The organism is Frankia sp. Hr75.2, from assembly GCF_949319125.1.
Classification (GTDB): Bacteria; Actinomycetota; Actinomycetes; order Frankiales; family Frankiaceae; genus Parafrankia; species Parafrankia soli.
This window is the reverse complement of sequence record NZ_CASGGV010000302.1, coordinates 25,846-50,011: the sequence shown is the minus strand read 5'-3', so window position 1 is coordinate 50,011 and position 24,166 is coordinate 25,846. Positions and strand designations below refer to the sequence as shown.

Genomic DNA, 24,166 nt, shown 5'->3' with positions numbered 1-24,166 from the left:
CACCATGGCGACGGACAGCTCGCCGCGGGCCGCGTCGAAGTTGGCGCACCGGGCGAAGCGCGCCCGCTCCTCGGCGATCTGCTCGGCGGTCGGCTCGAGGTCGGCCGCGGGGATCAACGGGTTCATCGCGTTGCCGCCATGGCCTCGAGGGAGACGCGGGAGATGCCGTCACCGAGGCGGGCGAGCTTGCCACTGGAGGGCGCGGCGTACCGCTTGGCCGTGGCCACGCTGACGCCGAGACGGTCGGCCGCCGCGGCGAAGGTGACGGGCGCGTCGGGGGTCGGATCGGGGGTGGCGTCCGGGCGGTCAGGGCTGGTCACCAGCGTGACGGAGATGTCTACCGGGGTGATGCCGCCGGCGGCCGGGCGGGAGGTGTGCAGCTCGGCGAGCACGGTCGCGCGGGTGGCCGCCAGGCCCTCGCCGAGACGGCGCGCGAGCAGTTGGCGGACGCGGGCCCGGCCGGTGGGACTCAGGTGCCCGCCGGGGGCGAGAGATGGGATCGTGGACAGCACGGTTCGGCTCCTGCTTGCTCAGGGTCGGATCGGGTCCCGACTGGAGGGTGAGAGCTCCGGTCGGGACCACTTGGGCACTGCCCAACCTACGCATCCCTTGGGCGCTGCGCAAGTAGGATTCGCCCATGGGAATTCCGAAGCTCTGGACGTCGAAGGACGTCGCGAGCCGACTCAAGGTCAGCTCCGAACGCGTCCGTCAGCTCTCCCATCGCGAGGACTTCCCGGAACCTGTGGGCGAGGTCGGCCACATCCGCGTGTGGGCCGAAGGCGACGTCGAAGAATGGATCACGAAGAACCGTCCAGACAAGGCGGACGGATAACGCTCTGCAACGACGAACGGCCACCCGATCGGGTGGCCGTTCTTGATCTCTGGACCGTCTCTGGACCGTGACAGTCGAGAGGGAGTGCAAGGGCACGAAAGATGTAGCAATGTCAAACGCCCTGGTAGGGCGGATGATCCGGGTGTTTGCGCTGGTAGCGCGGACGAGTTGGCCTGTACGCCGGGTTCTGTTCCGGGTCGCCTCGCGGCTTGCCGGTGACGGTCATCTATCTAGGACCGCCGTTGCCGACGGCCTCCAGCGGCCTACCCGCAGGCTCGGGCGAGCAGCCCTCAGACGCCTGCGCAGCCCGCGACCGTGACCGGCCGGGGCCTCTTGGCCTTGCTCCGGGTGGGGTTTACCTAGCCGCCCGGGTCACCCCGGGCGCTGGTGCGCTCTTACCGCACCGTTTCACCCTTACCGGCGCCATGGCGGCACCGGCGGTCTGTTCTCTGTGGCACTGTCCCGCGGGTCACCCCGGGTGGGCGTTACCCACCACCCCGCCCTGTGGAGCCCGGACGTTCCTCGGCGGCACCCGGGCTCGCGCCCCGGTACCGACGCGACCGTCCGGCCAACTCGTCCGCGCTGCTCAGCATATGGCACTGGCCGTCCTAGACTTCGGGCACGGGGTGAGGCGGCGGGGGGGAGCGACTCCCGACCGCGCGGGCCCGACAGGTACCGATGGGTAGGGGGCGGGCGATGACGGCACCACAGCAGCCAGGTGGCGGGGGTGAGCAGCCGCGTCCGGTGGCCTCCGGGCCGGCCGCGGGCGTTCCGGTCGGAGGCCCGCCGACCTCCGTCCCGGGCTCGTACCCGCCGGCCGGCGCGGTCCCGCCGGCGCCGCCTGCGTCCGGTGCCGTTCCGCCGGCGGTGCCCGGAGCGGTTCCCGGCGCGCCAGGCACCGGTACCGGGCCCACCGGTCGCGGGGCCGGCCGGGCCGCCCGCCGGGGCGTCGCCTACTCGACCTACGCGATCACCGTGCTGGTGCTGCTGATCGCCATCGCGGTCATCGTGTTCGTGGTGAAGAACGACCAGCGGGTGAGCATCTGGCTGTTCGGGTCGACCCAGGTGATGTCGGTGGCCGCCGCGCTGGCCGCCTCCGCCGCCGCGGGGCTGTTGGTCGGGCTTCTGATCGGCGTGATCCCACAGATCAGGCTGCGCCGGCAGCTGCGCCAGCTCCGCCGGGAGGACCGAGCCGCCTGAGCCGCCCGAGCCGGCTGACCCTTCCGCTCCGCCACCCGGCCCGCCTCACCCGACAGATCGAGCTCGACCGGGTGAACCGGGCCGGGTGCACGGATCAGCCGATCCGCTGGTTCTGCCGGTGTGTTCTGCCGGCCGGTCGCGCCGGTCATCATGATCTGTCCGGGTTTCGTGGACTTCGCCTTCGCCTCGACCGGTGGTTCGTTACCGCCGATGCCCAGGCGAATACGAAGGCGATCAGCCCGGCGAATGCGGCGCACGAACGCTGATCTGATCCCGGCTCTGATCGGCTCTGATCCCGCCTCGGATCTCGGCGGGAAATCCCGCGGGAACGGCCGGTCCCGCACACCGCGTACCGCACGACAGGCGCGCCGCCTTCACGTTCAAACGCGGGTTGTTTCGAACGCGCCGCCGACGGCTTCACGGTGATCGCCGCACCGGAATAGCTCAGTGGCCGCGGAGCACCCAGTCGTCGTAGTCCACGGCTTCCTCGCCGATGGTCGTGTCGTCGCCGTGGCCGGTGTGCACGACCGTCCCGGAGGGCAGGGTGAGCAGTTTCGCCCGGATGGAGCTCAGGATGGTCGGGAAGTCGGAGAACGACCGGCCGGTCGCCCCCGGGCCGCCGCGGAACAGGGTGTCCCCGCTGAACAGCACGGGGTCGCCGTTGATCTCCCCGAACAGGCTGACGCCGCCCGGGGAGTGGCCGGGGGTGTGCAGCACGCGCAGGGAACCGCCCGGGATCGGGATCACCTGGCCGTCGCGCAGCGCCTCGTCCGGCCCGCGCTCGGGGTAGACCTGCCGCCACAGCACCGCGTCGGCCGGGTGCAGCGCGATCGGGGCGCGCACCCGGTCGGCCAGCTCGGCAGCCGCGTTGATGTGGTCGTTGTGGCCGTGCGTCGCGATGATCAGGGACACCCGCCGGCCGTCCACCGCGGCCTCGATGACGGACGGGTCGTGGGCCGCGTCGACGACGACCACCGACTGCTCGTCACCGACGAGCCACACGTTGTTGTCGACGGTGAACGACTGGCCGTCGAGGGTGAAGTCACCGCGGGTGATCACCCGATCGATCCGCTGACCGCCGCTGACCGCCACAGGAAACTCCTCTCCGCGCCGGTTCGTGCACCGGCCGACCCGGGACGACCGTACCCGTCCGGCCTGCCCCTGAGGCACTTCGTCGGCCCGCTGTACCCGTCCGGATTCACCGGAACGGGAGGGCGCTCAGATCAGGACGACGCTGCGCAGCACGTCACCTCGCCGCATCCGCTCGAAGGCCCGCTCGACGTCCCCGATGCCGACCGTCTCGGTGACGAACGCGGCCAGGTCGAGCCGGCCACCGCGGTGCAGGTCGATGATGATCGGGAAATCCCTGGTCGGGAGGCAGTCGCCGTACCAGGACGACGCCAGCGAGCCGCCGCGACTGAACACCTCGATGAGCGGCAGCTCGACGGTCATCGACGGGTCGGGCACGCCGACGAGCACCAGCCGTCCGGCCAGGTCGCGGGAGAAGAAGGCCTGCCGGTAGGTCTCGGGGCGGCCGACCGCCTCGATCACGACGTCCGCCCCGTTGCCGTCGGTCAGCGCCCGCACGGCCTCCACCGGGTCCTCGTTCCGGGAGTTCACGACGTGGGTCGCGCCGAACCCGCGGGCCCACTCGAGCTTGCGGTCGTCCACGTCGACGGCGATGATCCGGCGCGCGCCGGCGACCGACGCGCCGGCGATGGCCGCGTCGCCGACCCCGCCGCAGCCGAAGACGGCGACCGTCTCGCCGCGGGTTATCCGTCCGGTGTTCACCGCGGCGCCGAAGCCGGCCATGACCCCACAGCCGATCAGGCCCGCCGCCTGCGGCGGAACGGCCGGGTCGACCTTGACGCACTGCCCGGCGGCCACGAGTGTCAGCGGCGTGAAGGCGCCGATGCCCAGCGCGGGGGAGAGCGGGGTGCCGTCCTGCAGCGTCATCGGGTTGACGGCGTTGCGGGAGTCGAAGCAGTACCAGGGCGCCCCGCGCAGGCACGACCGGCACGTCCCGCACGGCGCCCGCCAGGCCAGCACCACGTAGTCACCCGGGGCGACCGAGGCGACCCCCTCGCCGACGGACTCGACCGTCCCGGCCGCCTCGTGGCCGAGTAGGAACGGGTAGTCGTCGTTGATCGCGCCCTCGCGGTAGTGCAGGTCGGTGTGGCACACCCCGCACGCCTGCACCCGGACCCGGGCCTCCCCGGGGCCCGGCGGCGGCACGATGATCCGTGTCAGCGCCACCGGCGCGCCCTTCTCGACCGCGACGACCGCCTCCACCGTCACTGCCTGCGGGCCATCCGTCATGGCACTCCCTTTCACCATCGCCGTGTCATCACCGACTCACCTGGACGTCAGCCAACACCCGACCGTCATCTCACCGCAATGTCGTCGCGCAACCGGAGCCGGCGGGCGGGGGAGCGGCTCTGCGCCCGCGGCGTCCGGTCCGGCGGCGGCGACGTAGGCGGCGGGTACGCGGTGACGTAGGCGACGGTGTGCGGCAACGTGCGCTTCGGGTACATGGAGCGCAAGATGAAGTACCGCAGATATCGCCGCGAAACGCGCCGGGTGGGCACCGAAGTTCGAGTCACACATGAGGCGAGGAACGCGACACGCCGACTGGCGGCCCCCGAGACCGCCGATACCGGGTCCGGGTCGGTACGCTCCAACCGGTCCGTTTCTGCTCGTCACAGGAGGAGACCTCCGCCGGGAAGCAGTAACAGCCGACGCTGTAACAGCTGATGCGGTATCAGCTGATGCGGACGCACCCGAAGCTGAGACAGCCGAAGCAGGGGCACCCGAACCAGAGGTATTCACGCAGGGACTGCCCGAGCAGTCGTGAGGAGCAGGTACACCGTGGTCCGTTCCGACTCCGCCGCGGTCTCCGGTCCGCCGGGCCGCCGCTACTACGGTGAGGTGACGGTCGGCGAGCCCCGCCTGTCCGAGGACGGCCGGCTTGAGGTCGGGGGCGAGGAACCCGACGAGGGTGTCGGCAAGCCCGGTCCGACCGGGCGTCCGATGCCGGTGTTCCCCGTCCCGCCGGCACTGAGCTCACACGGCCCCGCCTGGGTCGTCGCCATGTGCAACCAGAAGGGCGGCGTGGGCAAGACCACGAGCACGATCAACCTGGGGGCCGCGCTCGCCGAGTACGGCCGGCGGGTGCTGCTCGTCGACTTCGACCCCCAGGGTGCGCTCTCGGTGGGCCTGGGCATCAACCCGATGCAGTTCGAGGTCACCGTGCACGATCTGCTGCTCGGCGGCGACGCCGACATCCAGGACACCATCGTCGAGACCCAGGTCGAGGGCCTCGACCTGTTGCCGAGCAACATCGACCTGTCGGCCGCCGAGGTGCTGCTGGTCACCGAGGTCGGCCGCGAGCACAGCCTGGCCCGCACCCTCGCCCCGGTGATGGACGTCTACGACGTCATCCTCATCGACTGCCAGCCGTCGCTGGGCCTGCTCACGGTCAACGCCCTGACGGCCGCCGACGCCGTCATGGTTCCGCTGGAGTGCGAGTACTTCGCGCTGCGCGGGGTGGCGCTGCTCCTGCAGACCATCGACAAGGTGCGCGAGCGGCTGAACTCCCGCCTGGAGCTCGCGGGCATCCTGGCGACCATGTACGACGCTCGTACGCTGCACGCTCGCGAGGTGCTCGCCCGGGTCGTCGAGCGGTTTCCCGAAGAGGTCTTCCACACGGTGATCAACCGGACGGTACGGTTCCCGGAGACCACCGTGGCCGGGGAGCCGATCACGACCTACGCGCCGACATCTGTCGGTGCGGCCGGATACCGTCGGCTGGCCCGGGAGCTGATGGCGCGCTACGCGACGCCGCCCGCGGTCGGGTGACCCGGGCCGGCCCACCGGCTGACCTGTCGGCCAGCCGGTGGGCCGGTAGGCAGCGGGACCCGGTCGGCGGGTCCTGGAGGTAGGACGACGGATCGGGGACGGACGACAAGCCGTGCTGTTTCACCTCGCCGAGCCCGCGGCGCTGCTCGGGATCGTGCTCGCCTTCGTCATCGGCATCGTCGTCCACGACGGTGCGCAGATCCTCGCGGCCCGGCTGGCCCGTGACCCGATCCCGAGGCGCTCCGGGCGGCTGACCGCCGGGGTGGGCACCCAGCGGATCAGCCCGTTCAGCTGGGTCGGCGTGCTCATCGGCGGTGCCGGGTGGGCGGAGCCGATCCGGATGAACGACGTCTGGCGCAAGCGCCGTTTCCACGTGGCCGCCGCCCTGCTCGCGGGCCCGCTCTCCTACGCGCTGCTCGCGCTCGCGTCGCTCGCCGGCGCACGCGCACTCACGCAGCGCGCAGTGATCGACACCGGGGACCGCGCGGCCGAGATCGTCGGCGGCACCTTCTCGGTGGAGCTGCTGCTGTGGATGGCGATCACCTTCGGGTCGTTGTGCATCCTCAGCCTCGTCCCGGTGCCGCCGACGGACGGCGGGCGCATCCTGTTCCTGCTCGGCCCGCAGTCCGAGGGCTGGCGCAAGGCGAACCACCGGCTCACCGAGGGCAACGTCGGGGTGGTGATCCTCCTCGCGGTGATCATCCTGCCGGTGCTGTTCCCCGGGTTCCCGTCGGTGATCGGTCAGCTGATCTGGCCGCTCACCCGCGGCCTGGGCTCCCTGATCGGGATCGATCTGCCGTAGGCGGGCCCAGGTGGGTGCGGCCGGTGTGCACGTCGGGATGATACGTCACAGGGCGTAACGTGGCCGTATGAGCTCGTCCGGGACAGACACGGCCACCGGTGTGGGCGTGCTCGGCCCGGCAGCGGACGAACCGGTGCCCAACGGGCCCACTGCTCCCACAGGGTCCACCGGACCCGCCAGGCCGATGAAGGCCGCCGCGCCCGCCGCGCCTGCCGGGGCCGCCGTGCCGACCGCGCGTGGCGGGCGCACCGAGCCGTTCGTCGTCGAGCTGGAGAACTTCTCCGGCCCCTTCGACCTGCTGCTCTCGCTGATCGCCAAGCATCGGCTGGACGTCACCGAGGTGGCGCTGTCGCAGGTGACCGACGAGTTCGTCGCGCACATCAGGCGGCTGGGCAAGCACTTCGACCTCGGCCAGGCCACCGAGTTCCTGGTGATCGCGGCGACGCTGCTCGACCTGAAGGCCGCCCGCCTGCTGCCCGGCGCGATCTCCGACGACGAGGCCGAGGACCTCGCCCTGCTGGAGGCCCGTGACCTGCTGTTCGCCCGGCTGCTCCAGTACCGGGCCTACAAGGAGGCTGCCGCGATCTTCACCGCGATGATGGCGCTGGAGTCGAGGTTCGTCCCGCGGGCGGTGCCGCTGGAGCCGCGCTACGCCGCCGCGCTGCCCGAGGTGCAGATCAGCATCGGGCCGTCCGAGCTCGCCGCGCTCGCCGACCGGCTGCGTGAGCCGCCGCTGCCCCCGCAGGTGGCCACCGACCACGTCCACCTGCCCCGGGTCAGCGTCCGCGAGCACATGATCGCGGTGATCGGGATGCTGCGGGAGCTGGGTGCCGCGTCGTTCACCGCGCTGTGTGCGGGCCTGGCCGAGACGATAGAGGTCGTCGCGCGCTTCCTGGCCCTGTTGGAGCTGTTCCGGGAGGGCCGGATCGTCTTCGAGCAGGAGCGCCCGCTCGGTGAGCTCGTCGTCCGCTGGGTCGCGCGCCCCGAGGACGACGACCGTCCTGTCGGTGCCTCGCTCTACTCTGGCGAGGATGAGCCGGACGAGCCCTTCACCCCTGTGGTGAGCACCGCCCCCGCCGGGGACACCGCCGCCGTCGGTGCGGGTGCCGGTGCCGGAGCGGGGGAGGGCACCGGAGCTGAGGACGATCCGCTCGACGGCCGCCGCCGGCCGAGGCGACCGAGGAGACCGACCGCGTGACCCCTGATTCCACCAACGGGCCAGTCGGCGCCGACGGCTTCGCCGGCACCGACGGGCCCACCGGCACGGGCGCGCCCGCTGGCACGAACGGGGCGGTTCCCGCGCCCCGGTCGCCGGCTCCGCCCCGGTCGCCGGGCCCGCGGGTGCCGCCGGCTCCGCCCGCGGGCGAGCGGCCATCCGACATCGCGCTCGTCGAGGCGGTGCTGACCGTCGCGGAGAACCCGGTCGGCGTGGCCGAGTTCGCCACCGCACTCGACATCCCCGCCCGGCGGGTCGAGGCACTGCTCGCCGAGCTCGCCGCACAGTACGAGCGGGACGGGCGCGGCTTCCGGCTGCGTCACGTGGGTCGGGGCTGGCGGCTGTACACGGCCGACGAGTGCGCCCCGTGGGTCGAGCGCTTCGTGCTGGCCGGCCAGTCCGCCCGCCTCTCCCAGGCCGCGCTGGAGACGCTGGCGATCGTCGCCTACCAGCAGCCGGTCAGCCGCGGCCGGATCTCCGCGGTGCGCGGGGTCTCGGCCGACGGCGTCATCCGTACCCTCACCGCCCGCAACCTCGTCGAGGAATGCGGCCACGACCACGAGTCGGGAGCCATCCTGTACCGCACCACCGACTACTTCCTGGAACGCATGGGCCTGCGTGACCTGGACGAACTGCCCCCGCTCGCACCCCTGCTGCCGGGTGTGGACGATGTCGATGACATCGTGGCGTCATGAACGGCACCGAATCCGAGTCCCCCGGCACCCGCCGCCGGGACCCGGCGTCCGAGGGCATCCGTCTGCAGAAGGTGCTGGCCTCCGCCGGCATCGGTTCTCGCCGGCACAACGAGGAACTGATCGACTCCGGTCGCGTCCGGGTCGACGGCGAGGTGGTCCGCGAGCAGGGCCGTCGGGTCGACCCGGAGACGGCGGTGATCGAGGTCGACGGCGAGCGCGTCGTCACCCGCACCGGGCTGGTGCACCTGGCGCTGAACAAGCCGCGCGGTGTGCTGTCGGCGATGTCCGACGACCGCGGCCGGCCGACCATCGCCGACTTTCTCACCGAGTTCGGCTCCGTCGGCCTGTTCCACGTCGGCCGGCTGGACGGCGACAGCGAGGGCCTGCTGCTCGTCACCAACGACGGCGATCTCGCCCACCGGCTCACCCACCCGTCCTTCGGCGTGCCGAAGACCTACCTGGTCGAGATCAGCGGCCCGGTCCGCCGCGACGTCCCGCGCCGGCTGCGCTCGGGGGTGACCCTCGAGGACGGCCCCGTCTCGGTCGACGCCGCCCGGATCGTCGACGTCGCCGCGTCCCGGGTCATGATGGAGCTCACCCTGCACGAGGGCCGCAAGCACGTGGTCCGCCGCATGATGGAGGCCGTGGGGCACCCGGTGCACCGCCTCGTCCGGGTCTCGTTCGGCCCGGTGACGCTCGGCACGCTGCGGGCCGGCCGCGCCCGCCATCTCACCCGGCACGAGGTGGGGGCGCTCTACAAGGCGACCGGGCTGTGAGTCCCGGCGAGCCCCCCACGGCGGCCGGGCGGTTCTCGCCGCCCTACGTCCGCCCGGGGGTCGAGGCGGCCGCGGGGGGCTCGCCTGCGTGGGATCCGGCGCACCTGCCCGAGCTGCGCCGGGTGGCCGTCGTCGGGTCCGGGCTGATCGGCACGAGCATCGGGCTGGCGCTGTCCGGGCGCGGCGTGGAGGTGTTCCTGCGCGACTCCGACGGCGCCCAGGTGAAGCTCGCCGAGGCGATGGGCGCCGGCCGGCCCTGGCAGGGCGAGCGGGTCGACCACGCGGTGATCGCCACGCCGCTGCCCACCGTCGCCGCCGAGCTGCGTGACCTGCAGCGCGGCGGCCTGGCGACGACGGTCAGCGACGCCGGCAGCGTGAAGACCCGCCCGCTGGTCGAGGCCGTCCAGCTCGGCTGTGATCTCGGGGCCTGGTGCCCGGCCCATCCGATCGCCGGGCGGGAGCGGCACGGGGCGGTGTCCGCCCGCGCGGACCTGTTCGCCGAGCGGGTGTGGGCGGTCTGCCCGGTGGCACACACCGGCGCGGACGCGATCGCGGCGACCGCCGCCCTCGCCCTCGCCTGCGGCGCGACACCGGTGCGCACCACCCCCGAGCGCCACGACGCCGCGATGGCCGTCCTCTCGCACGTTCCGCAGCTGGTGGCGAGCGTGCTCGCCGGGAGCCTGCTCGGCCTCGACTCGCACGACCTGCCGTTCGCCGGCCAGGGCTTCCGCGACACGACCCGCCTCGCCGACAGCGACCCCGTCCTGTGGGCGTCGATCATTGAGGGCAACCGCGGGCCCATCGCCGAGCGCGTGCGCCGGCTGGGGCGGGAGTTCACCCACCTCGCGGACGTGCTCGCCGAGGGGACCCGTGACGAGGTGGTCGAGGCGGTCACGGCGGCGATCCACGGCGGGCGGCACGGCCGGTCGCTGCTGCCCCGCAAGGCCGGCGCCCGGGCACTTCCGTGGGGCTGGGTCGGTGTGGTGCTCGACGACCGTCCCGGCCAGCTCGCGGCGCTGTTCGCCGTGATCGGCGAGTGGGACGTCAACATCGAGGACGTCGGGCCGTTCGAGCACAGCCTGGACGCCCCCGCCGGCATCGTCGAGATCGCGGTCGATCCGGACGGCGCGGACGGACTCGTCGAACGGCTGACGCGGGCCGGATGGACGGCATATCGGCGCTCGTGACGGACCAGCGAGTAGCCTGAGCCGGGTTGGCCGTCCGGCAGGTGTTCTAGGGACCACCAGCCTGGGACTTCCGGCCCGGAGACAGTCGGGGTGGGCGCGCCGCGCCGCCCCGGCCGCGACCGGGCCGTCGGCCCGGGTCCGAGACGCCGCCGGCCTGGCGTGGACGAAGGAACATGCGGGTCGCACAGACACGCGTCCGGACGGAGGAGACGGGTGAGCCCCGACGACGGGTCCGCTTCGCCGGGGGCTTCGGCCACCGGCAGCCACGACGATGCTTTCAGGACGGGGGGCCCCGGGACGACGGTGGCGCCCTCGGTACCGGGCCCGGTGACCGCCGGGGCCGCCCCCACCGGTCTCGTGGTCGCGGTGGACGGCCCGGGCGGCTCCGGGAAGAGCACCGTCTCCCGGGAGATCGCGCGCCGGCTCGGCCTGCGCTACCTGGACACCGGGGCGATGTACCGGGCGGTCACCCAGGTCGCCCTGGAGCGCCGCATCGACATCGAGGACCCGGCCGCGGTGGCCGAGGTCGTCGAGCGCACCGTCCTCACGGTCGGCACGGATCCCGACCGCCCGTCGATCTCCGTCGACGGGGTGAACGTCGACGAGCAGATCCGTACCCGGGCGGTGACGAACGCCGTGAGCGCGGTCGCCGCCGTGCCCGCCGTGCGGGCCCGGATGGTCGCGCAGCAGCGCGAGATCATCGCCGAGGCCCTCGTCGCCGGCGGCATCGTGGTCGAGGGCCGCGACATCGGCTCGGTCGTCGCGCCGGACGCCCCGGTCAAGGTCTTCCTCACCGCGTCCACCGAGGTGCGCGCGCTGCGGCGGTCCCGGCAGCTGGGAGAGAAGGGCGTCGACGACGTGGCCCGCACCCTGGCCGAGCTCGACCGCCGTGACGCCCTCGACAGCTCGCGCACGGTCGACCCGCTGTCCATTCCCGCGGGCGCGATCGTCCTCGACTCCAGCGCGCTGTCGGTCCCCGAGGTGGTGGACGAGGTCCTGCGCCAGGGCGAGCACGTGCTCGCCACGACCTCATGACCGCCGCCGACGGCCGGCTCGACACGCCGGACGGGCCGGTGGCCGAGCCGGTAGCCGGGGCCGGCGCTCCGGTCGAGCCCGCTCCGGTCGAGCCCGCCGCGGTCGAGTCGGCTCCGGCGGCTCCGGCCGCGGGCGGAGTCGAGCCGGCGCCGAAGGCCGTCGTGCCAGCTCCGAGCGGCGTCGAGTCGGCGACGAGTGGGGCCCGGGCCGAGCGGGTCCGTCCGGCGACCTCGGTCGGGGCGCCGGCGCACCGCGGTGCCGCGTCGAAGCCGTTCAACGACATCACCCACCGCGTGCTCAAGCCGCCGGTCCGCCAGGTCCTCAACCACCTGGTGATGAACGTGGTCCACGAGGGCTGGGAGAACGTCCCGCACGGCGAGCCTCTGATCTTCGCGGGGAACCACAGCAGCTGGATGGACGGGCCGCTCGTCGTCATCGAGGCGCCGCGCACCGTGCGGTGCCTGGTGAAGTCCGAGATGTACAAGGGCATCCTGGGCAGGCTGCTGCTGTTCGTCGGCCAGATCCCGATCAACCGCGGCCGCCCGGACCGCGACGCCCTGCACACCGCGCTCGACGAGCTCTCCCGCGGCGGCGCCATCGGCGTGTTCCCCGAGGGCACCCGGGGCAGCGGTGAGATGGCCGCCGTCCAGCACGGCATCGCCTACCTGGCCGTGCACGGGCGTTGCCGTGTCCTTCCCGTGGCCTGCATCAACACCGGTGCCGCGCTGCCCCGGGGCGCCAAGTGGCCGCGTCGGTCGGTGAAGGTCCGGGTGGTGTTCGGCAAGCCGTTCGAGGTGGAGGTGCCGGCGAACCCGCGTTCGCGGCGGGCGCTGGCCGCCGTGGCGGAGGACATCCGGGTCCGGCTGGCGGATCATCTGGCGACGGTGCGTGCCGGCGAGAGCCGGGATTCGTCGGCGGCGGAGTAAGTTCTACCGGATCGCTGTTTGTTCCGAGTGCGCCGGACGGGTCCGCCGTCCGCGGAAGGACAGCTCGCAGCCAGTTCACCGAGATGTCCAGCCCAAGCGGAGTGCAGCCGTCATGAACACCGAAGATCTCGCCGCGTCCGTCGACGACGGCCCTGTGGGCGCTGCCCTCCCGCTGGCGGGAGGACAGCCCGTCCTCGCCGTCGTCGGCCGGCCGAACGTGGGCAAGTCGACGCTGGTCAACCGCATCCTGGGCCGCCGCGCGGCCGTCGTCGAGGACGTCCCCGGCGTCACCCGTGACCGGGTCGCCTACGACGCGGTGTGGAACGGCCGCCGGTTCACCCTCGTCGACACCGGCGGCTGGGAGCCCGATGCCCGCGGCCTCGCCGCCCGGGTCTCCGACCAGGCCCGCGCCGCGCTCGACACCGCCGACGGCGTGCTGTTCGTGATCGACGCCACCGTCGGCGCGACCGACGCCGACGAGGCCGTCGCCCGGGTGCTGCACCGGTCGGGCCGGCCGGTGATCCTCGCCGCGAACAAGGTCGACGACGCCCGCACGGAGGCCGACGCCGCCGCGCTGTGGAGCCTCGGGCTGGGCGAGCCGTATCCGGTGTCCGCGCTGCACGGCCGGGGCAGCGGCGACCTGCTGGACGCCGTCCTCGCGGTGCTGCCCGAGGCACCCCGCGAGCGGTTCACCGAGGAGGACGGCCCCCGGCGCGTGGCGCTGATCGGGCGGCCGAACGTCGGCAAGTCCAGCCTGCTCAACAAACTGGCCGGCAGCGAGCGCTCGCTGGTGCACGACGTCGCGGGCACGACCCGCGACCCGGTGGACGAGCTCGTCACCGTCGGCGGCGAGACCTGGATGTTCATCGACACCGCCGGCCTGCGGCGGCGGGTGAAGGAGGCCTCCGGCGCCGAGTACTACTCGTCGCTGCGCACCGCCTCCGCGCTGGAGGCCGCCGAGGTCGCGATCGTCCTGCTCGCCGCGGACGAGCCGGTCACCGAGCAGGACCAGCGGATCATCAGCATGGTCACCGACGCCGGCCGGGCCCTCGTCCTCGCCTTCAACAAGTGGGACACGCTCGACACCGAGCGCCGTCTCGACCTGGAGCAGGAGATCGTCCGCGAGCTGGGTCGGGTGGCCTGGGCGCCGCGGGTGAACATCTCGGCCCGCACCGGCCGCGCCACCGACCGGCTCGCCCCGGCGCTGCGGACGTCCCTCGACTCGTGGGGAACGCGCATCCCGACCGGTCGCCTCAACGCCTGGATCGGCGAGGTCGTGGCGGCCACGCCGCCGCCGTCGCGGGGCGGGAAGCTGCCGCGGGTGCTGTTCGCGACCCAGGCCGGGGTGCGCCCGCCGCGCTTCGTCGTGTTCACCACCGGATTCCTCGAGCCGGCCTACCGGCGTTTCCTGGAGCGCAAACTGCGCGAGGACTTCGGCTTCGCCGGCACGCCCATCGAGATCTCGATCCGGGTCCGCGAGCGTCCCGACCGCCACCGCTAGCCCCGGGGCTGAGCCGTGCTGTCGTACCCGCGGTCCTTCTCGGTGGTGACGGAGCGGTGTGTGCCGGTACAGCAGAGCACGGCCGCTCGGCCTGGTGCCGTTGTAGCTCGGCATGGCGGAACTGGTAGGCGGTGCCAGCCTGCCGCAGCCCTTCACGAATCCGCCCGGGATCCCGAACGTGAGACCGATCTGGCGGGGATCCTGCGGGGTGAGCACCGGATCCCGATGAGCTTCGGACGCAGTGCTGTTCATCGTCTTCCTGCCTGAGCTGGCGTCCCTGGCCATCAAGACACGGCTGCGGAATGAGCTCGCTCCCGACAGAGTGCATCACCCCGGACATGCATCCAGTCATGCAGGAGGAGGTGTCGGGCGCCTGATCGCAAACAACGGGAGTCGGGTGGACATACCTCGCGCTGACGACAGCGTGACGTTCCTGCATCCGGTGCCGTCGGTTCGTCGTGGCCCGGAAGCGGGGAGCCGCCGGGCGGCGCGGCACCTGACGGATCAGGTCCCGAGGTCCCAACGGGGACGAGGCGGAGCCCTTCAACCGGGATCGGCCAGGTGGTCCCGACAGCACGAAAAAGCCCGCTGACCAGGCTTCTGCCTGTCCAGCGGGCGGTGAACCGTTTTGTGTCGGGACGACAGGATTTGAACCTGCGACCCCCAGACCCCCAGTCTGGTGCGCTACCAAGCTGCGCCACGTCCCGTGCTGACGAACGTTACCCTACCGGAGATCCGGCGCTGTGGTGGGGGTCGATCTCACACACCGGCTCAGGTCCGTCCCGGGGGATCGGCCGGCGCGACATGACCACGCCGGCCGATCCGTCCTAGGCTCCTGGGGGGCGGTCGGTTCAGATCGACCCGTGGCCGCGGCGGCGCATGCCCGCGCCGATCAGGATGGCACCGAGACCGGCCCCGGCGATCGGCAGCAGCGGCGAGTTGCCACTGTCCGCGGTGCCGCCACCGCCCGCGCCGACGCCGCCGACCGGGGCCCCTCCGGCGCCCGCGCCGACACCGGCGCCCGCGCCGACACCGGCGCCCGCGCCGACACCGACACCGACACCGGCGACGCCGACCGGGCAGTCCCTGTCCCTGTCGTCGAACCAGTCGTCGTCCTTGTCCCTGTCGTCCTTGTCTCTGTCGTCCTTGACGGCGTCCTTGTCGTCGACGAAGGCACGGGCCTCCTTGTCGCCTTCGCGGTCCTTGTCGTCCCTGTCCTTGTCGTCGAAGATGTCCCACTCCTCGGACTTCTTGTCGTCGCACCTACCCTTGTCGTCAAAGGTGTCGGCGTGCGCGGCCGTCAGTCCGGGTCCGAAGCTGAGGATGACGGTTGCCGCGCTCGACATGGCGAGAAGCGCGGCGCTCCGTCCCATTCCCTTCCTCATCTGGTCCCCTCTCTCACGCATGGTTATTGCTTGGTCGCTGAGAGTGACACCATAGCGAGGAGTGGTCGGGATGGGACGCAGCGAGACGGCGTGGTGCGACGGGTCCGAACGGGCCGCGGGTGCGACCGGCGCGGGACCGGCATCCATTGCGGGACATGGGTTGAGCTGCGGCGCGCGACCGCCTCGCACCTCCTTGCCGGATGTGGTCCTGGCGTGGGTCGTTCGCGTCACGCGACGCGGCGCGCAACTACGCTCGGCTACCACCGAGGCTCGATACCATCACCTTGCGTAGTTCTTGGTGGGTCGGTGTCGATGGACGGTCGCTGGACGGAGACAGTCGTGAAGCGTGGAGCGACGGAGCGGTCGCCGGTGCGTATGACGTTCTCCCGCCTGCTGCTCGTCGCGGGCGTGGTACTGGTCGTCGGGAGCGGGTTCCGGCTGACCGAGTCCGATCCCGCCCCGCCCTCGGACACCGAGAGGGTCGACGTCGCCGGCCTCGGCACCGCGATCGACCAGGCCGGCGCCCTGGACGGGACGGGTGCGCCCACCGGCCCGGCGGCAGCCGCGCCGGTGCCGGCGCTCCCGCCGGTCGTGGTCACCGACCCGACGCGGGTGCGGATCCCGGCGATCGGAGTGGACGCGGCGATCGTCCGGCTCGGGCTGAACGCCGACGGCTCGCTGGCCGTGCCGAAGAAGTGGCAGGAGGTCGGCTGGTACGACCGGGGCCCGGCGCCCGGCGCGCTCGGCCCGTCGGTGCTGGTCGGCCACTACGACTCGACCTCCGGGCCGGCCGTCTTCTACCGCCTGCGGGCGTTGCGCGCCGGGGACCAGATCGAGGTCACCTCGCCGACCGGGCTGCGCACGACATTCACGGTCGACCGCACGGAGGACACGACCAAGAAGGCGTTCCCGACCGATCGCGTCTACGGCGAGGTGGGCCGGCCGGAGCTGAGGCTGATCACCTGCGGCGGGGCGTTCGACGAGGACACGAACCACTACCTGAGCAATCTGATCGTCTACGCGCACGCGAACAGCCCGTCCGTGCCGGGCGCCCAGCCGCCCGGCGCCGGGGCGCCGCCCGCCGGCGCCCCGTCCCCGGCCGTGTCCGCGCCGGCCGTGTCCACTCCAGTCGCGCCGGCCGTGTCCGCGCCGGCTGTGCCCGCTCCAGTCGCGCCGGCGCCCGCCATCCCTGTGCCGGTCGGGGTGGCACCCGCAGCCCCGGTGTCTGTCGCGCCTGTGCCTGTTACGCCCGCTACGGCCATGCCCGCGCCCGCCGCGCCCGTGCCAGGCGCGGGCGCGGCGCCGAACGCCCCCGCTCCGCCGGCCCCAACCGGCTGAGCCGGCCGGCGACCTTTCGCCGGATGTTTCGCGGTGGCCCCAATGTGCTTTGCGGGCGCTCCGCGGCGGTCGCGCGCCCCCCACGAAGGTCGAGCCCGCCCCGCCCATTCTGTTTCACGCGTATTGCCCGGTGTGGCCGCGCAGACCCGCCGTCGCTGGCGCCCGGACCCAAAAGGCCACGTCCGGGGCGGTCTGGCGGCCCGTGCGGGGGCGTTCCGGCGCGCGTCGCCCTGATGATCCGCCCGGCTGGCGCCGGAAGCCCGAATGCCTATATCAGGCAGGCATCAGCGGCCTCTCCCCGGGTGCCGTCACGGCCCGCCCGCCCCACGCCCGCCGGGTGTTGATCCGACGGAAAGTAAGCGGCTATTTCCATGTCGTGATCGAACCCTCGCGTTCCGGGAAGGTGGGCGATTGTTGTGAGGGGGGTGATTGTCGGGCAAGTGCCGAAGTCCACTATCTTCAGCATCGGCACCTGCGTGCACAGCTATTTGAGAGTGCCGAGCACCGTCCGATGTATGTAAAGCGTCGAGCCGAAGCGCCGTGTCCTGCCCCCGGCCCGACGACCCCTCCGAGACAGGCGGGGCAGGACGAGGGACCTCGGCGGTCCCGGTGACCGGGCGATCCGTCCGGCCGCCGGACGGCCGATCCGGTCCTGCCGGCCGTGCTGGCCGGCAGGTCGGTGTGCGATGCCGAGCGCGGCAGAGCGCCTCACAGGCGCCGGTAGAGAGAAGGACACGCGTTGCCCCGTCGTGGAATTGCCTGGCTGCCCGAGGACTGGGAGCAGTTCGTCAAGGGGCGACAGCGCCCCTCGAACGCCCGATCGGGTACGGGCGCCCGGCGGCGCACCTCCCAGCCGCCTCGTCGGGCGGCGACGATCGCCGCGTTCACCACGGGCACGCTCGCGGCCTCGACGGCGGCCTTCGCCGCCACGGTGCCGGCCACCCCGGACGGCACCGCGTCCATCGACCCGGGCGCGACCCAGACGGCCTCCGTTCTGCCGGGCCAGGGCGGGACGGCCGCGCCGGACGCCGCGGCCGCCGCCGCGGCCGCCGCCGCCGCCGCGCCGCTGGCGGGGGCGATCGCGTCCTCCGAGCCGATGTTCACCAAGGTCTCACTGACGGCGGACAACACCACGGTCGCGCCGAACGCCCCGGTGGTGCTGACCGTCCGGGCCAATGAGGCTGGCGGCGCTCCGCTGGCCAACCAGCGGGTCCGCATCGTCGTGGTGAACGGGCCGAAGTGGCAGACCTCGACGGCGCTGACGACCGACACCAACGGTCAGGCCCAGATCACCGCGCGGCTGCTGACCACCACGACGATCACCGCCGTCTTCGACGGCACGAGCGCGCTGCGGCCCTCGCTGGCCGGCGCGGCCACGATCACGATCAAGGCGCCGACGGCGCCCCGCCCGGCCGTCAGCCAGGCCATCCCGTCGGTGATCCCGGGCAGCTCGATCGGGGAGAAGGCCGTCTACCTGGCCTCGCTGCAGAAGGGCAAGCCGTACGTGTGGGGGGCGGAGGGCCCCTACTCGTTCGACTGCTCCGGCCTGGTCCAGTACGTCTTCAAGCAGCTCGGACGTTCCCTGCCGCGCACCGCGCAGGGCCAGTACAACGTGTCTACCCACGTGCCGCAGTCCGGTAAGCGCCCCGGCGACCTGATCTTCTACGGGACCGAGGGCAACATCTACCACGTGGGCATCTACGCCGGGAACGGCTACATGTGGGCCGCGCCGCAGACCGGCGGTGTGGTGTCGCTCCGCCCGATCTACAGCTCCACCTACAAGGTCGGCCGGATCATGTGACGCGCGGGGCGGCACTCGGCCCGGTTCGGGCCGAGTGCCGCTCCGCGCTCCCGCACCTGGCCGCGCGCCGTCCCGCACCACGCCGGGCCCGGACGGCGGCGACCACTCGGCGACCCGGCCGGCGCCTATCCGCTAGCGTCAGAGCCGACGACCCGCGTCCAGCGGTCGGCGCGCGAGCCGTCGGCGCCCGTCTTCGTGCGGCCGGGTCGGGGAGGAGGGACGCGGCGTGACGGCGGAGACGCAGGCCTCCGACCGGATCTGGACCATCCCGAACCTGCTGTCCGGTCTGCGCCTGCTGGGCGTGCCGCTCTTCCTCTGGCTCGCGCTGGGCCCGGAGGCGGACGGTGCCGCGCTGGGTGTGCTCGCCTTCGCCGGCATCAGCGACTACCTGGACGGCAAGCTCGCCCGGGTGCTGAACCAGACCAGCCGCCTCGGGGTGACTCTCGACCCGCTGGCCGACCGCCTCTACATCTTCGCGACCATCGCCGCGCTCACCCTGCGCGACATCGTCCCGCTGTGGTTCGCGTTGGCGCTCGTCGCCCGGGACGTCGCGCTGCTGGGCCTGGTGCCCGTGCTGCGCCGGCTCGGGGTGGGCACCGCGCTGCCCGTCCACTACCTCGGCAAGGCGGCCACCTTCAACCTGCTGTACGCCTTCCCGCTCCTGCTGCTGTCCGCCGGCGACTCGTGGCTGGCGACGGCGGCCCGCCCGCTCGGGTGGGCGTTCGCCATCTGGGGTATCGCTCTTTACTGGTGGTCCGGCCTCCTCTACGCAGAACAGGCCCGCCGGCTGGCCGGGGAACGCGCCCGCCTGGCCGCGGCGCGAAAATAGGGAGGTAACCCTTGAGAGCCGTCGTGATGGCGGGCGGCGAGGGCACCCGGCTGCGGCCGCTGACCGCGAACCTGCCGAAGCCCCTGCTGCCGGTCGTCAACCGCCCGATCATGGAGCACGTCCTGCGGCTGCTCAAGCGGCACGGTTTCGACGAGACCGTGGTGACGGTCCAGTTCCTCGCGGCGATGATCCGCAACTACTTCGGCTCCGGCGACGAGCTGGGCATGCACCTGTCCTACGCGACGGAGACCACGCCGCTGGGCACCGCGGGCAGCGTGAAGAACGCCGAGGACGCGCTGCGCCACGAGGAGTTCCTGGTCATCAGCGGTGACGCCCTGACCGACATCGACCTGACCGACCTCGTCGCCTACCACCGGGCGCAGGGCGCGCTGGTCACCGTCGCGCTCAAGTCGGTGCCCGACCCGCTCGAGTTCGGCATCGTGATCACCGGCGAGGACGGGCGGATCTCCCGGTTCCTGGAGAAGCCGACCTGGGGCCAGGTGTTCTCCGACACTGTCAACACCGGCATCTACGTGATGGAGCCGGAGGTCCTCGACCACGTCCCGGCCGGCGAGGCGGTCGACTGGTCCGGGGATGTCTTCCCCCGGCTGGTCGCCGCCGGGGCGCCGGTGTTCGGCTATGTCGCCGGCGGCTACTGGGAGGACGTCGGCACCATCGCCAGCTTCCAGCGCGCCCAGGCGGACGTGCTGAACCGGCAGGTGGACGTCTCGATCGGCGGGTTCGAGGTCTCCCCGGGGGTGTGGATCGGCGAGGACGCCGACGTCCATCCTGACGCCATCCTCAAGGGACCGCTGGTCGTCGGCGACTACAGCAAGGTCGAGGCCGGCGCCGAGCTGCGCGAGTTCACCGTGCTCGGCAGCAACGTGGTGGTGAAGCGGGGGGCCTTCCTGCACCGGGTGGTCGTCCAGGACAACGCGCTCATCGGCCCGCGGACGAACCTGCGCGGCTGCGTGATCGGCAAGAGCACGGACGTGCTGCGGGCCGCGCGCATAGAGGAGGGCGCGGTCATCGGCGACGAGTGCGTCATCCAGGAGGAGGCGTTCGTCTCCCATGACGTCAAGGTCTACCCGTTCAAGACCATCGAGGCCGGGGCGGTCGTCAACACCAGCGTCATCTGGGAGTCGCGCGGGCAGCGGTCGCTGTTCGGCCCGCGTGGGGTCTCCGGACTGGTCAACGCGGAGATCACACCGGAGCTGGTGGTCCGCCTGGCCAGCGCGTACGCGACGACGCTGAAGAAGGGCTCCACCGTCACCACCGCGCGGGACGGCTCGCGCGCGGCCCGGGCCCTCAAACGGGCCGTGATCAGCGCCCTCACCGCCGGCGCGATCAACGTCCGTGACCTGGAGGTGGCCCCGCTGCCGGTCGCGCGCTTCGACGTCCGCACCTCGGACGCGGCCGGCGGAATCATGCTGCGCTCCAAGCCGGGCGACGCCGAGCGCATCGACATCGTCTTCCTCGACGCCGACGGCGACGATCTCTCCCCGGCCGCGCAGCGCAAGCTCGACCGCGTGTTCACCCGGCAGGAGTTCCGCCGAGCGTTCCCCGGCGAGATCGGCGACCTGCGCTTCCCGGCGCGCACGGCCGACGTCTACACCCAGGACCTGCTCGACCGGGTGGACACCAGCGGGCTCGCCGAGGCGGATCTCAAGGTGGTCGTCGACCCGTCCGGGGGAGCGGCGTCGCTGCTGCTGCCCACCCTGCTCGGCCGGCTCGGCGTCGACGTGCTGACCGTCAACGGCCGGCTGGACGAGACCTACCCCGAGCCCGGCGCCGAGCAGGAGCGCAGGGCCCTGGACCGGCTGGGCGCGCTCGTGGCGAGCTCGCGCGCCGCGTTCGGGGTCCGCTTCGACCACATCGGCGAGCGGATCACCATCGTCGACGAGCGCGGCGACCTCATCAGCGACGAGCGGGCCCTGCTGGTCATGCTCGACCTCGTCGCGGCGGAGAACCGCGGCGCCCAGGCGGCGGTGCCCGTCACCACCACCCGGGTCGCCGACCAGGTGGGGCGCTTCCACGGCCTGACCGTGCGGCGGATGTCGATGTCCGGCTCCGAGCTCTCCCGGGTCGTGCAGGCCGAGCCGATCGTCTTCGCCGCCGACGGGCGGGGCGGGTTCGTCGTGCCGGAGTTCGCCCCCGTGATCGACGGCCTGGCGGCGTTCGTCCGGCTGGTCGCGCTGGTCGCCCGGACCAGGCTGACGCTCAGCGCGATAGACGCGCGGATCCCTCCGGTCGCGATGGTGCGGGCGTCGGTGCCCACACCGTGGGCGGAGAAGGGCACCGTCATGCGCCGCGTCGTCGAGTCGGTGGACGTCGACTCGGGCGACCAGGTCGACACCACCGACGGGGTGCGCGTCGTCGGCCCGGACGGATCCTGGGTGCTGGTGCTGCCCGACCCGTCCGAGGCGGTGACCCACCTGTGGGCCGAGGCGGCGGATCTGGGTGGCGCGCAGAAGCTGGTGCGCCGGTGGAGCGCCGTCGTGGAGACGGTGCCGCCGGAGCAGGCTCCCGTCAACCGTCCATGATCGTAATGGCTTCCCGGCGGCGGAACGCGACGGGTATGCCACAGTGGCCAGCCGGCCATCGGCGAGAATGCCGGATGTGCACGGACGGACACGGCTGACCACGCGCGCGAGCGGGGGGAGCCCGCTGGCGGGCGGCGCCGCGGCGACGGTGCTCGAGCGGATCGTGGCCGACGCGCTCGAGCCCGCCTACGCGCGGGACTCCAACGCCGCGCGCGGAGCCGGTCGGCGCGGTGGCGGTCGGCGCGGTGACGGGTGGGCCAGGCGGCTGCTGCTGCCCCTGACGCTGCTTCTCGCGGGCCTGCTTGTCGCCGTGAGCGTGCGCCAGGCGGTCGATGGCGCGCCGTCCCGGGAGCGGCTGCGGGCGCGGCTGAGCGCCGAGTACGAGGCCCGCTCCACCCACCGGGACGGCCTCGCCTCCTCGGTGGCCGTGCTCCGCTCCGCCACTGAGGGCCTGGTGAACCGGCGCCGGACGGCCGACGGGCTCTGGGCGGTCGCGAACGCCGAGATCGACGCGCTCGCGGCGCCGGCCGGCCTGGCGCCGGCACGCGGCCCCGGCGCGAGGGTGACCCTCGTCGACCCGTCGGCCGGGCCGCCCGCCGACGCGGGCAACCCGCGGCCGACGGCACAGGGCCCCGACGGCCGGCTCGCCGACCACGACCTGGCCGACATGGTGAACGCGCTGTGGGCCACCGGCGCCGAGGCCATCGCCGTGAACGGGGTCCGGCTGACCGCGCTGAGCGCGGTGCGCGCCGCGGGCGACACGATCCTGGTCGGCCTGAGCCCGGTCGCGGCACCCTACGTGGTCGACGTCGTCGGGGACCCTGACACGATCGTTCCGGGGGTGACCGCCGCGGCGGTCACGCTGCGCCTGCGCACCCGGATGGGCGCGCCCCCGAACGCCGTGACCGTCGCCCGCCTGGACGACGTCACCGTGCCGGCGGCCCCCAGCCCGAGCCTCCGATATGCCCGAGGGAGCGGATCTTGACCCGTGAAGGTGCGATCACCGGCCTGCTCGCGCTCGTTGTCGGCGTCGTCGCCGGGCTTCTCGTCGCGCCGAAGCCCCCGACCTGGCTGGACCCGTACCTGCCGGTGGCGGTGGTCGCCGCGGTGGACGCGGCGGTCGGGGGCCTGCGCGCGGCGCTGGAGCGGGTCTTCTCCGACCGTGTCTTCGTCGTGTCCTTCCTGTCGAACGTGCTGCTGGCCGTGGCGCTCGTCGCGCTGGGCGACGCGCTCGGCGTCGGCGGCGCGATGTCGACCGCGGTGGTCGTCGTCCTCGGCATCAGGATCTTCACCAACGCGAGCGCGGTCCGCCGATCGCTGCTGAAACTGTGACCGACGAGCTGCCGTCCCGCACTCCTCGGCTCCACGTGCCGCCGCCCGGCGAGTCGCCTCCCGGTGAGCCGCCGCTCGGGGAGCCGCCGGACACCACGGGGCCGGCCGGCGGCGGCCCCGCTGTCGTGCGCCCGACTGTCGGGAAGGCGACGAGCGGCGGCACCGGCTCCCGGGTGCGGCTGTTGCGATACGTGACGGTTCTGTTGCTCGCGGTGCTGGGATTCGGTGTCGTCGTGATGATCCGGATCGCCGACACGCCCGAGCGGCTGGCGGCGGCCCGGCCCGACGAGCTCGCCACCGAGCTGGAGGACCTCGCCGTCGCCGGGCGGCGGCTGGAGGTGGAGGCCACCGGTCTCGAGCAGACCCGCGCCGCGGTCGCCGACGGCGCGCGCGGCGACGCCGACCTCGACCGGGCCCGCCGCGAGGCCGAGGCCCTGGCGGTACTCGCCGGCACCGGCCCGGCGACCGGGCCGGGCGTCACCCTCCGCATCGACGACCCGCGGGGGACCGTCGAGGCGTGGATCCTCGTCGACGCCCTGCAGGAGCTGCGGGACGCCGGTGCCGAGGCGATCGAGCTCTCCGGTGTCCGTGTTGTGGCCTCCACCTACATTGTCGACGCTCCCGGCGGCGGTATGACCGTGGACGGCGGCAGTGTCGTGCCGCCCTACGACCTGCGCGTGGTCGGGGACGCGCACACGCTTGCCCAGGCAATGCGGATTCCTGGCGGAGTGCTCGATACGGTAGCTACCCGGGATGGCGCGCATGCTGAGGTCACGAACTCGGATCGGATCGAGATCAGGGCGCTGCGGGCCGTTCCGACCCCCCGTTTTGCCCGTCCAGCCGGTTGAGGGGCGTGCCCCGCGACGACGCCGTCGCGGTGGGCGCCGGCCGTCCGGACGGTCCCATGCGT

General features: G+C 73.0%; 22 protein-coding genes, 1 tRNA gene and 1 other RNA gene. 18 read left to right on the top strand and 6 right to left on the bottom strand.

Annotated features, from left to right (window positions below):
• Positions 1–122 precede the first annotated feature (122 nt).
• Positions 123–512, bottom strand: a complete 390-nt coding sequence (locus tag AC559T_RS25025) for a hypothetical protein (RefSeq protein ID WP_498870278.1) — start codon at positions 510–512, stop codon at positions 123–125.
• Positions 513–637: 125 nt separating this feature from the next.
• Here AC559T_RS25025 and AC559T_RS25020 point away from each other — a divergent pair, with 125 nt between their 5' ends.
• Positions 638–832: a helix-turn-helix transcriptional regulator gene (locus tag AC559T_RS25020; RefSeq protein WP_498870277.1), complete on the top strand. Its 195-nt coding sequence runs from the start codon at positions 638–640 to the stop codon at positions 830–832.
• A gap of 160 nt (positions 833–992) precedes the next feature.
• Here the strand turns inward: AC559T_RS25020 and rnpB are convergent.
• An RNA gene (gene rnpB / locus AC559T_RS25015) (RNase P RNA component class A) lies at positions 993–1,408 on the bottom strand.
• Between the two features lie 120 nt (positions 1,409–1,528).
• On the opposite strand from rnpB, the gene AC559T_RS25010 reads away from it, so the two are divergent.
• The gene (locus AC559T_RS25010) at positions 1,529–2,032 is read left to right on the top strand and encodes a lipopolysaccharide assembly protein LapA domain-containing protein (protein WP_071063760.1); all 504 of its coding nucleotides are present in this window, start codon (positions 1,529–1,531) and stop codon (positions 2,030–2,032) included.
• A 444-nt stretch (positions 2,033–2,476) separates the two neighbouring features.
• Here AC559T_RS25010 and AC559T_RS25005 read toward each other — a convergent pair whose 3' ends face one another.
• A complete protein-coding gene (locus AC559T_RS25005) occupies positions 2,477–3,124 on the bottom strand; it encodes an MBL fold metallo-hydrolase (RefSeq protein WP_112107809.1) in 648 nt (215 codons plus the stop codon).
• Positions 3,125–3,250: 126 nt separating this feature from the next.
• Positions 3,251–4,351, bottom strand: coding sequence for an S-(hydroxymethyl)mycothiol dehydrogenase (locus AC559T_RS25000; protein ID WP_498870276.1), 1,101 nt, complete (start codon positions 4,349–4,351; stop codon positions 3,251–3,253).
• A gap of 549 nt (positions 4,352–4,900) precedes the next feature.
• On the opposite strand from AC559T_RS25000, the gene AC559T_RS24995 reads away from it, so the two are divergent.
• The 9 genes from AC559T_RS24995 to der all read left to right on the top strand — a co-directional run bounded on the left by AC559T_RS24995 (position 4,901) and on the right by der (position 14,028).
• Positions 4,901–5,890: a ParA family protein gene (locus AC559T_RS24995; protein ID WP_112107811.1), complete on the top strand. Its 990-nt coding sequence runs from the start codon at positions 4,901–4,903 to the stop codon at positions 5,888–5,890.
• Between the two features lie 112 nt (positions 5,891–6,002).
• On the top strand, positions 6,003–6,692 hold the full coding sequence (locus AC559T_RS24990; RefSeq protein WP_071063752.1) for a M50 family metallopeptidase: 690 nt from the start codon (positions 6,003–6,005) through the stop codon (positions 6,690–6,692).
• Between the two features lie 67 nt (positions 6,693–6,759).
• A complete protein-coding gene (locus tag AC559T_RS24985; protein ID WP_498870275.1) occupies positions 6,760–7,890 on the top strand; it encodes a segregation and condensation protein A in 1,131 nt (376 codons plus the stop codon).
• On the top strand, positions 7,887–8,603 hold the full coding sequence (gene scpB / locus AC559T_RS24980; RefSeq protein ID WP_020462537.1) for an SMC-Scp complex subunit ScpB: 717 nt from the start codon (positions 7,887–7,889) through the stop codon (positions 8,601–8,603). The genes AC559T_RS24985 and scpB overlap by 4 nt, the downstream gene beginning before the upstream one ends.
• Positions 8,600–9,379: a pseudouridine synthase gene (locus AC559T_RS24975; protein WP_071063746.1), complete on the top strand. Its 780-nt coding sequence runs from the start codon at positions 8,600–8,602 to the stop codon at positions 9,377–9,379. The genes scpB and AC559T_RS24975 overlap by 4 nt, the downstream gene beginning before the upstream one ends.
• Positions 9,376–10,566, top strand: coding sequence for a prephenate dehydrogenase (locus AC559T_RS24970; RefSeq protein ID WP_071063744.1), 1,191 nt, complete (start codon positions 9,376–9,378; stop codon positions 10,564–10,566). The genes AC559T_RS24975 and AC559T_RS24970 overlap by 4 nt, the downstream gene beginning before the upstream one ends.
• 303 nt (positions 10,567–10,869) lie before the next feature.
• The gene (cmk, locus tag AC559T_RS24965) at positions 10,870–11,601 is read left to right on the top strand and encodes a (d)CMP kinase (RefSeq protein WP_498870279.1); all 732 of its coding nucleotides are present in this window, start codon (positions 10,870–10,872) and stop codon (positions 11,599–11,601) included.
• The gene (locus AC559T_RS24960) at positions 11,598–12,527 is read left to right on the top strand and encodes a lysophospholipid acyltransferase family protein (RefSeq protein ID WP_112107816.1); all 930 of its coding nucleotides are present in this window, start codon (positions 11,598–11,600) and stop codon (positions 12,525–12,527) included. The genes cmk and AC559T_RS24960 overlap by 4 nt, the downstream gene beginning before the upstream one ends.
• 112 nt (positions 12,528–12,639) lie before the next feature.
• Complete coding sequence (der, locus tag AC559T_RS24955) at positions 12,640–14,028, top strand: ribosome biogenesis GTPase Der (protein ID WP_071063738.1); 1,389 nt, start codon at positions 12,640–12,642, stop codon at positions 14,026–14,028.
• Between the two features lie 633 nt (positions 14,029–14,661).
• Here der and AC559T_RS24950 read toward each other — a convergent pair.
• Both AC559T_RS24950 and AC559T_RS24945 read right to left on the bottom strand, forming a co-directional pair.
• Positions 14,662–14,735, bottom strand: a tRNA-Pro gene (locus AC559T_RS24950).
• A gap of 144 nt (positions 14,736–14,879) precedes the next feature.
• The gene (locus AC559T_RS24945) at positions 14,880–15,413 is read right to left on the bottom strand and encodes a hypothetical protein (RefSeq protein WP_498870274.1); all 534 of its coding nucleotides are present in this window, start codon (positions 15,411–15,413) and stop codon (positions 14,880–14,882) included.
• A 339-nt stretch (positions 15,414–15,752) separates the two neighbouring features.
• Between AC559T_RS24945 and AC559T_RS24940 the strand changes: the two genes are divergently transcribed.
• The 7 genes from AC559T_RS24940 to AC559T_RS24910 all read left to right on the top strand — a co-directional run bounded on the left by AC559T_RS24940 (position 15,753) and on the right by AC559T_RS24910 (position 24,104).
• On the top strand, positions 15,753–16,751 hold the full coding sequence (locus AC559T_RS24940; RefSeq protein ID WP_498870273.1) for a class F sortase: 999 nt from the start codon (positions 15,753–15,755) through the stop codon (positions 16,749–16,751).
• A gap of 739 nt (positions 16,752–17,490) precedes the next feature.
• Entirely contained in the window at positions 17,491–18,552 is a 1,062-nt protein-coding gene (locus tag AC559T_RS24935) for a C40 family peptidase (RefSeq protein ID WP_498870272.1), read from the top strand.
• Between the two features lie 226 nt (positions 18,553–18,778).
• A complete protein-coding gene (gene clsA, locus AC559T_RS24930) occupies positions 18,779–19,381 on the top strand; it encodes a cardiolipin synthase ClsA (protein WP_071063730.1) in 603 nt (200 codons plus the stop codon).
• A 26-nt stretch (positions 19,382–19,407) separates the two neighbouring features.
• On the top strand, positions 19,408–21,924 hold the full coding sequence (locus AC559T_RS24925) for a mannose-1-phosphate guanyltransferase (protein ID WP_071063728.1): 2,517 nt from the start codon (positions 19,408–19,410) through the stop codon (positions 21,922–21,924).
• A gap of 67 nt (positions 21,925–21,991) precedes the next feature.
• Complete coding sequence (locus AC559T_RS24920; RefSeq protein WP_498870271.1) at positions 21,992–22,909, top strand: DUF881 domain-containing protein; 918 nt, start codon at positions 21,992–21,994, stop codon at positions 22,907–22,909.
• Positions 22,906–23,256: a small basic family protein gene (locus AC559T_RS24915; protein ID WP_112107821.1), complete on the top strand. Its 351-nt coding sequence runs from the start codon at positions 22,906–22,908 to the stop codon at positions 23,254–23,256. Before AC559T_RS24920 ends, AC559T_RS24915 begins: the two co-directional genes overlap by 4 nt.
• Complete coding sequence (locus tag AC559T_RS24910) at positions 23,253–24,104, top strand: DUF881 domain-containing protein (protein ID WP_498870270.1); 852 nt, start codon at positions 23,253–23,255, stop codon at positions 24,102–24,104. Before AC559T_RS24915 ends, AC559T_RS24910 begins: the two co-directional genes overlap by 4 nt.
• The last annotated feature ends 62 nt before the right edge of the window (positions 24,105–24,166 follow it).

Bases quoted from the DNA above. Each gene is read 5' to 3' on its own strand.
- AC559T_RS25020 (WP_498870277.1), top strand. From the start codon at position 638: ATGGGAATTCCGAAGCTCTGGACGTCGAAGGACGTCGCGAGCCGACTC.
- AC559T_RS25010 (WP_071063760.1), top strand. From the start codon at position 1,529: ATGACGGCACCACAGCAGCCAGGTGGCGGGGGTGAGCAGCCGCGTCCG.
- AC559T_RS25000 (WP_498870276.1), bottom strand. From the start codon at position 4,351: ATGACGGATGGCCCGCAGGCAGTGACGGTGGAGGCGGTCGTCGCGGTC.
- AC559T_RS24985 (WP_498870275.1), top strand. From the start codon at position 6,760: ATGAGCTCGTCCGGGACAGACACGGCCACCGGTGTGGGCGTGCTCGGC.
- AC559T_RS24975 (WP_071063746.1), top strand. From the start codon at position 8,600: ATGAACGGCACCGAATCCGAGTCCCCCGGCACCCGCCGCCGGGACCCG.
- AC559T_RS24960 (WP_112107816.1), top strand. From the start codon at position 11,598: ATGACCGCCGCCGACGGCCGGCTCGACACGCCGGACGGGCCGGTGGCC.
- der (WP_071063738.1), top strand. From the start codon at position 12,640: ATGAACACCGAAGATCTCGCCGCGTCCGTCGACGACGGCCCTGTGGGC.
- AC559T_RS24945 (WP_498870274.1), bottom strand. From the start codon at position 15,413: ATGAGGAAGGGAATGGGACGGAGCGCCGCGCTTCTCGCCATGTCGAGC.
- AC559T_RS24925 (WP_071063728.1), top strand. From the start codon at position 19,408: ATGGCGGGCGGCGAGGGCACCCGGCTGCGGCCGCTGACCGCGAACCTG.
- AC559T_RS24920 (WP_498870271.1), top strand. From the start codon at position 21,992: ATGCCGGATGTGCACGGACGGACACGGCTGACCACGCGCGCGAGCGGG.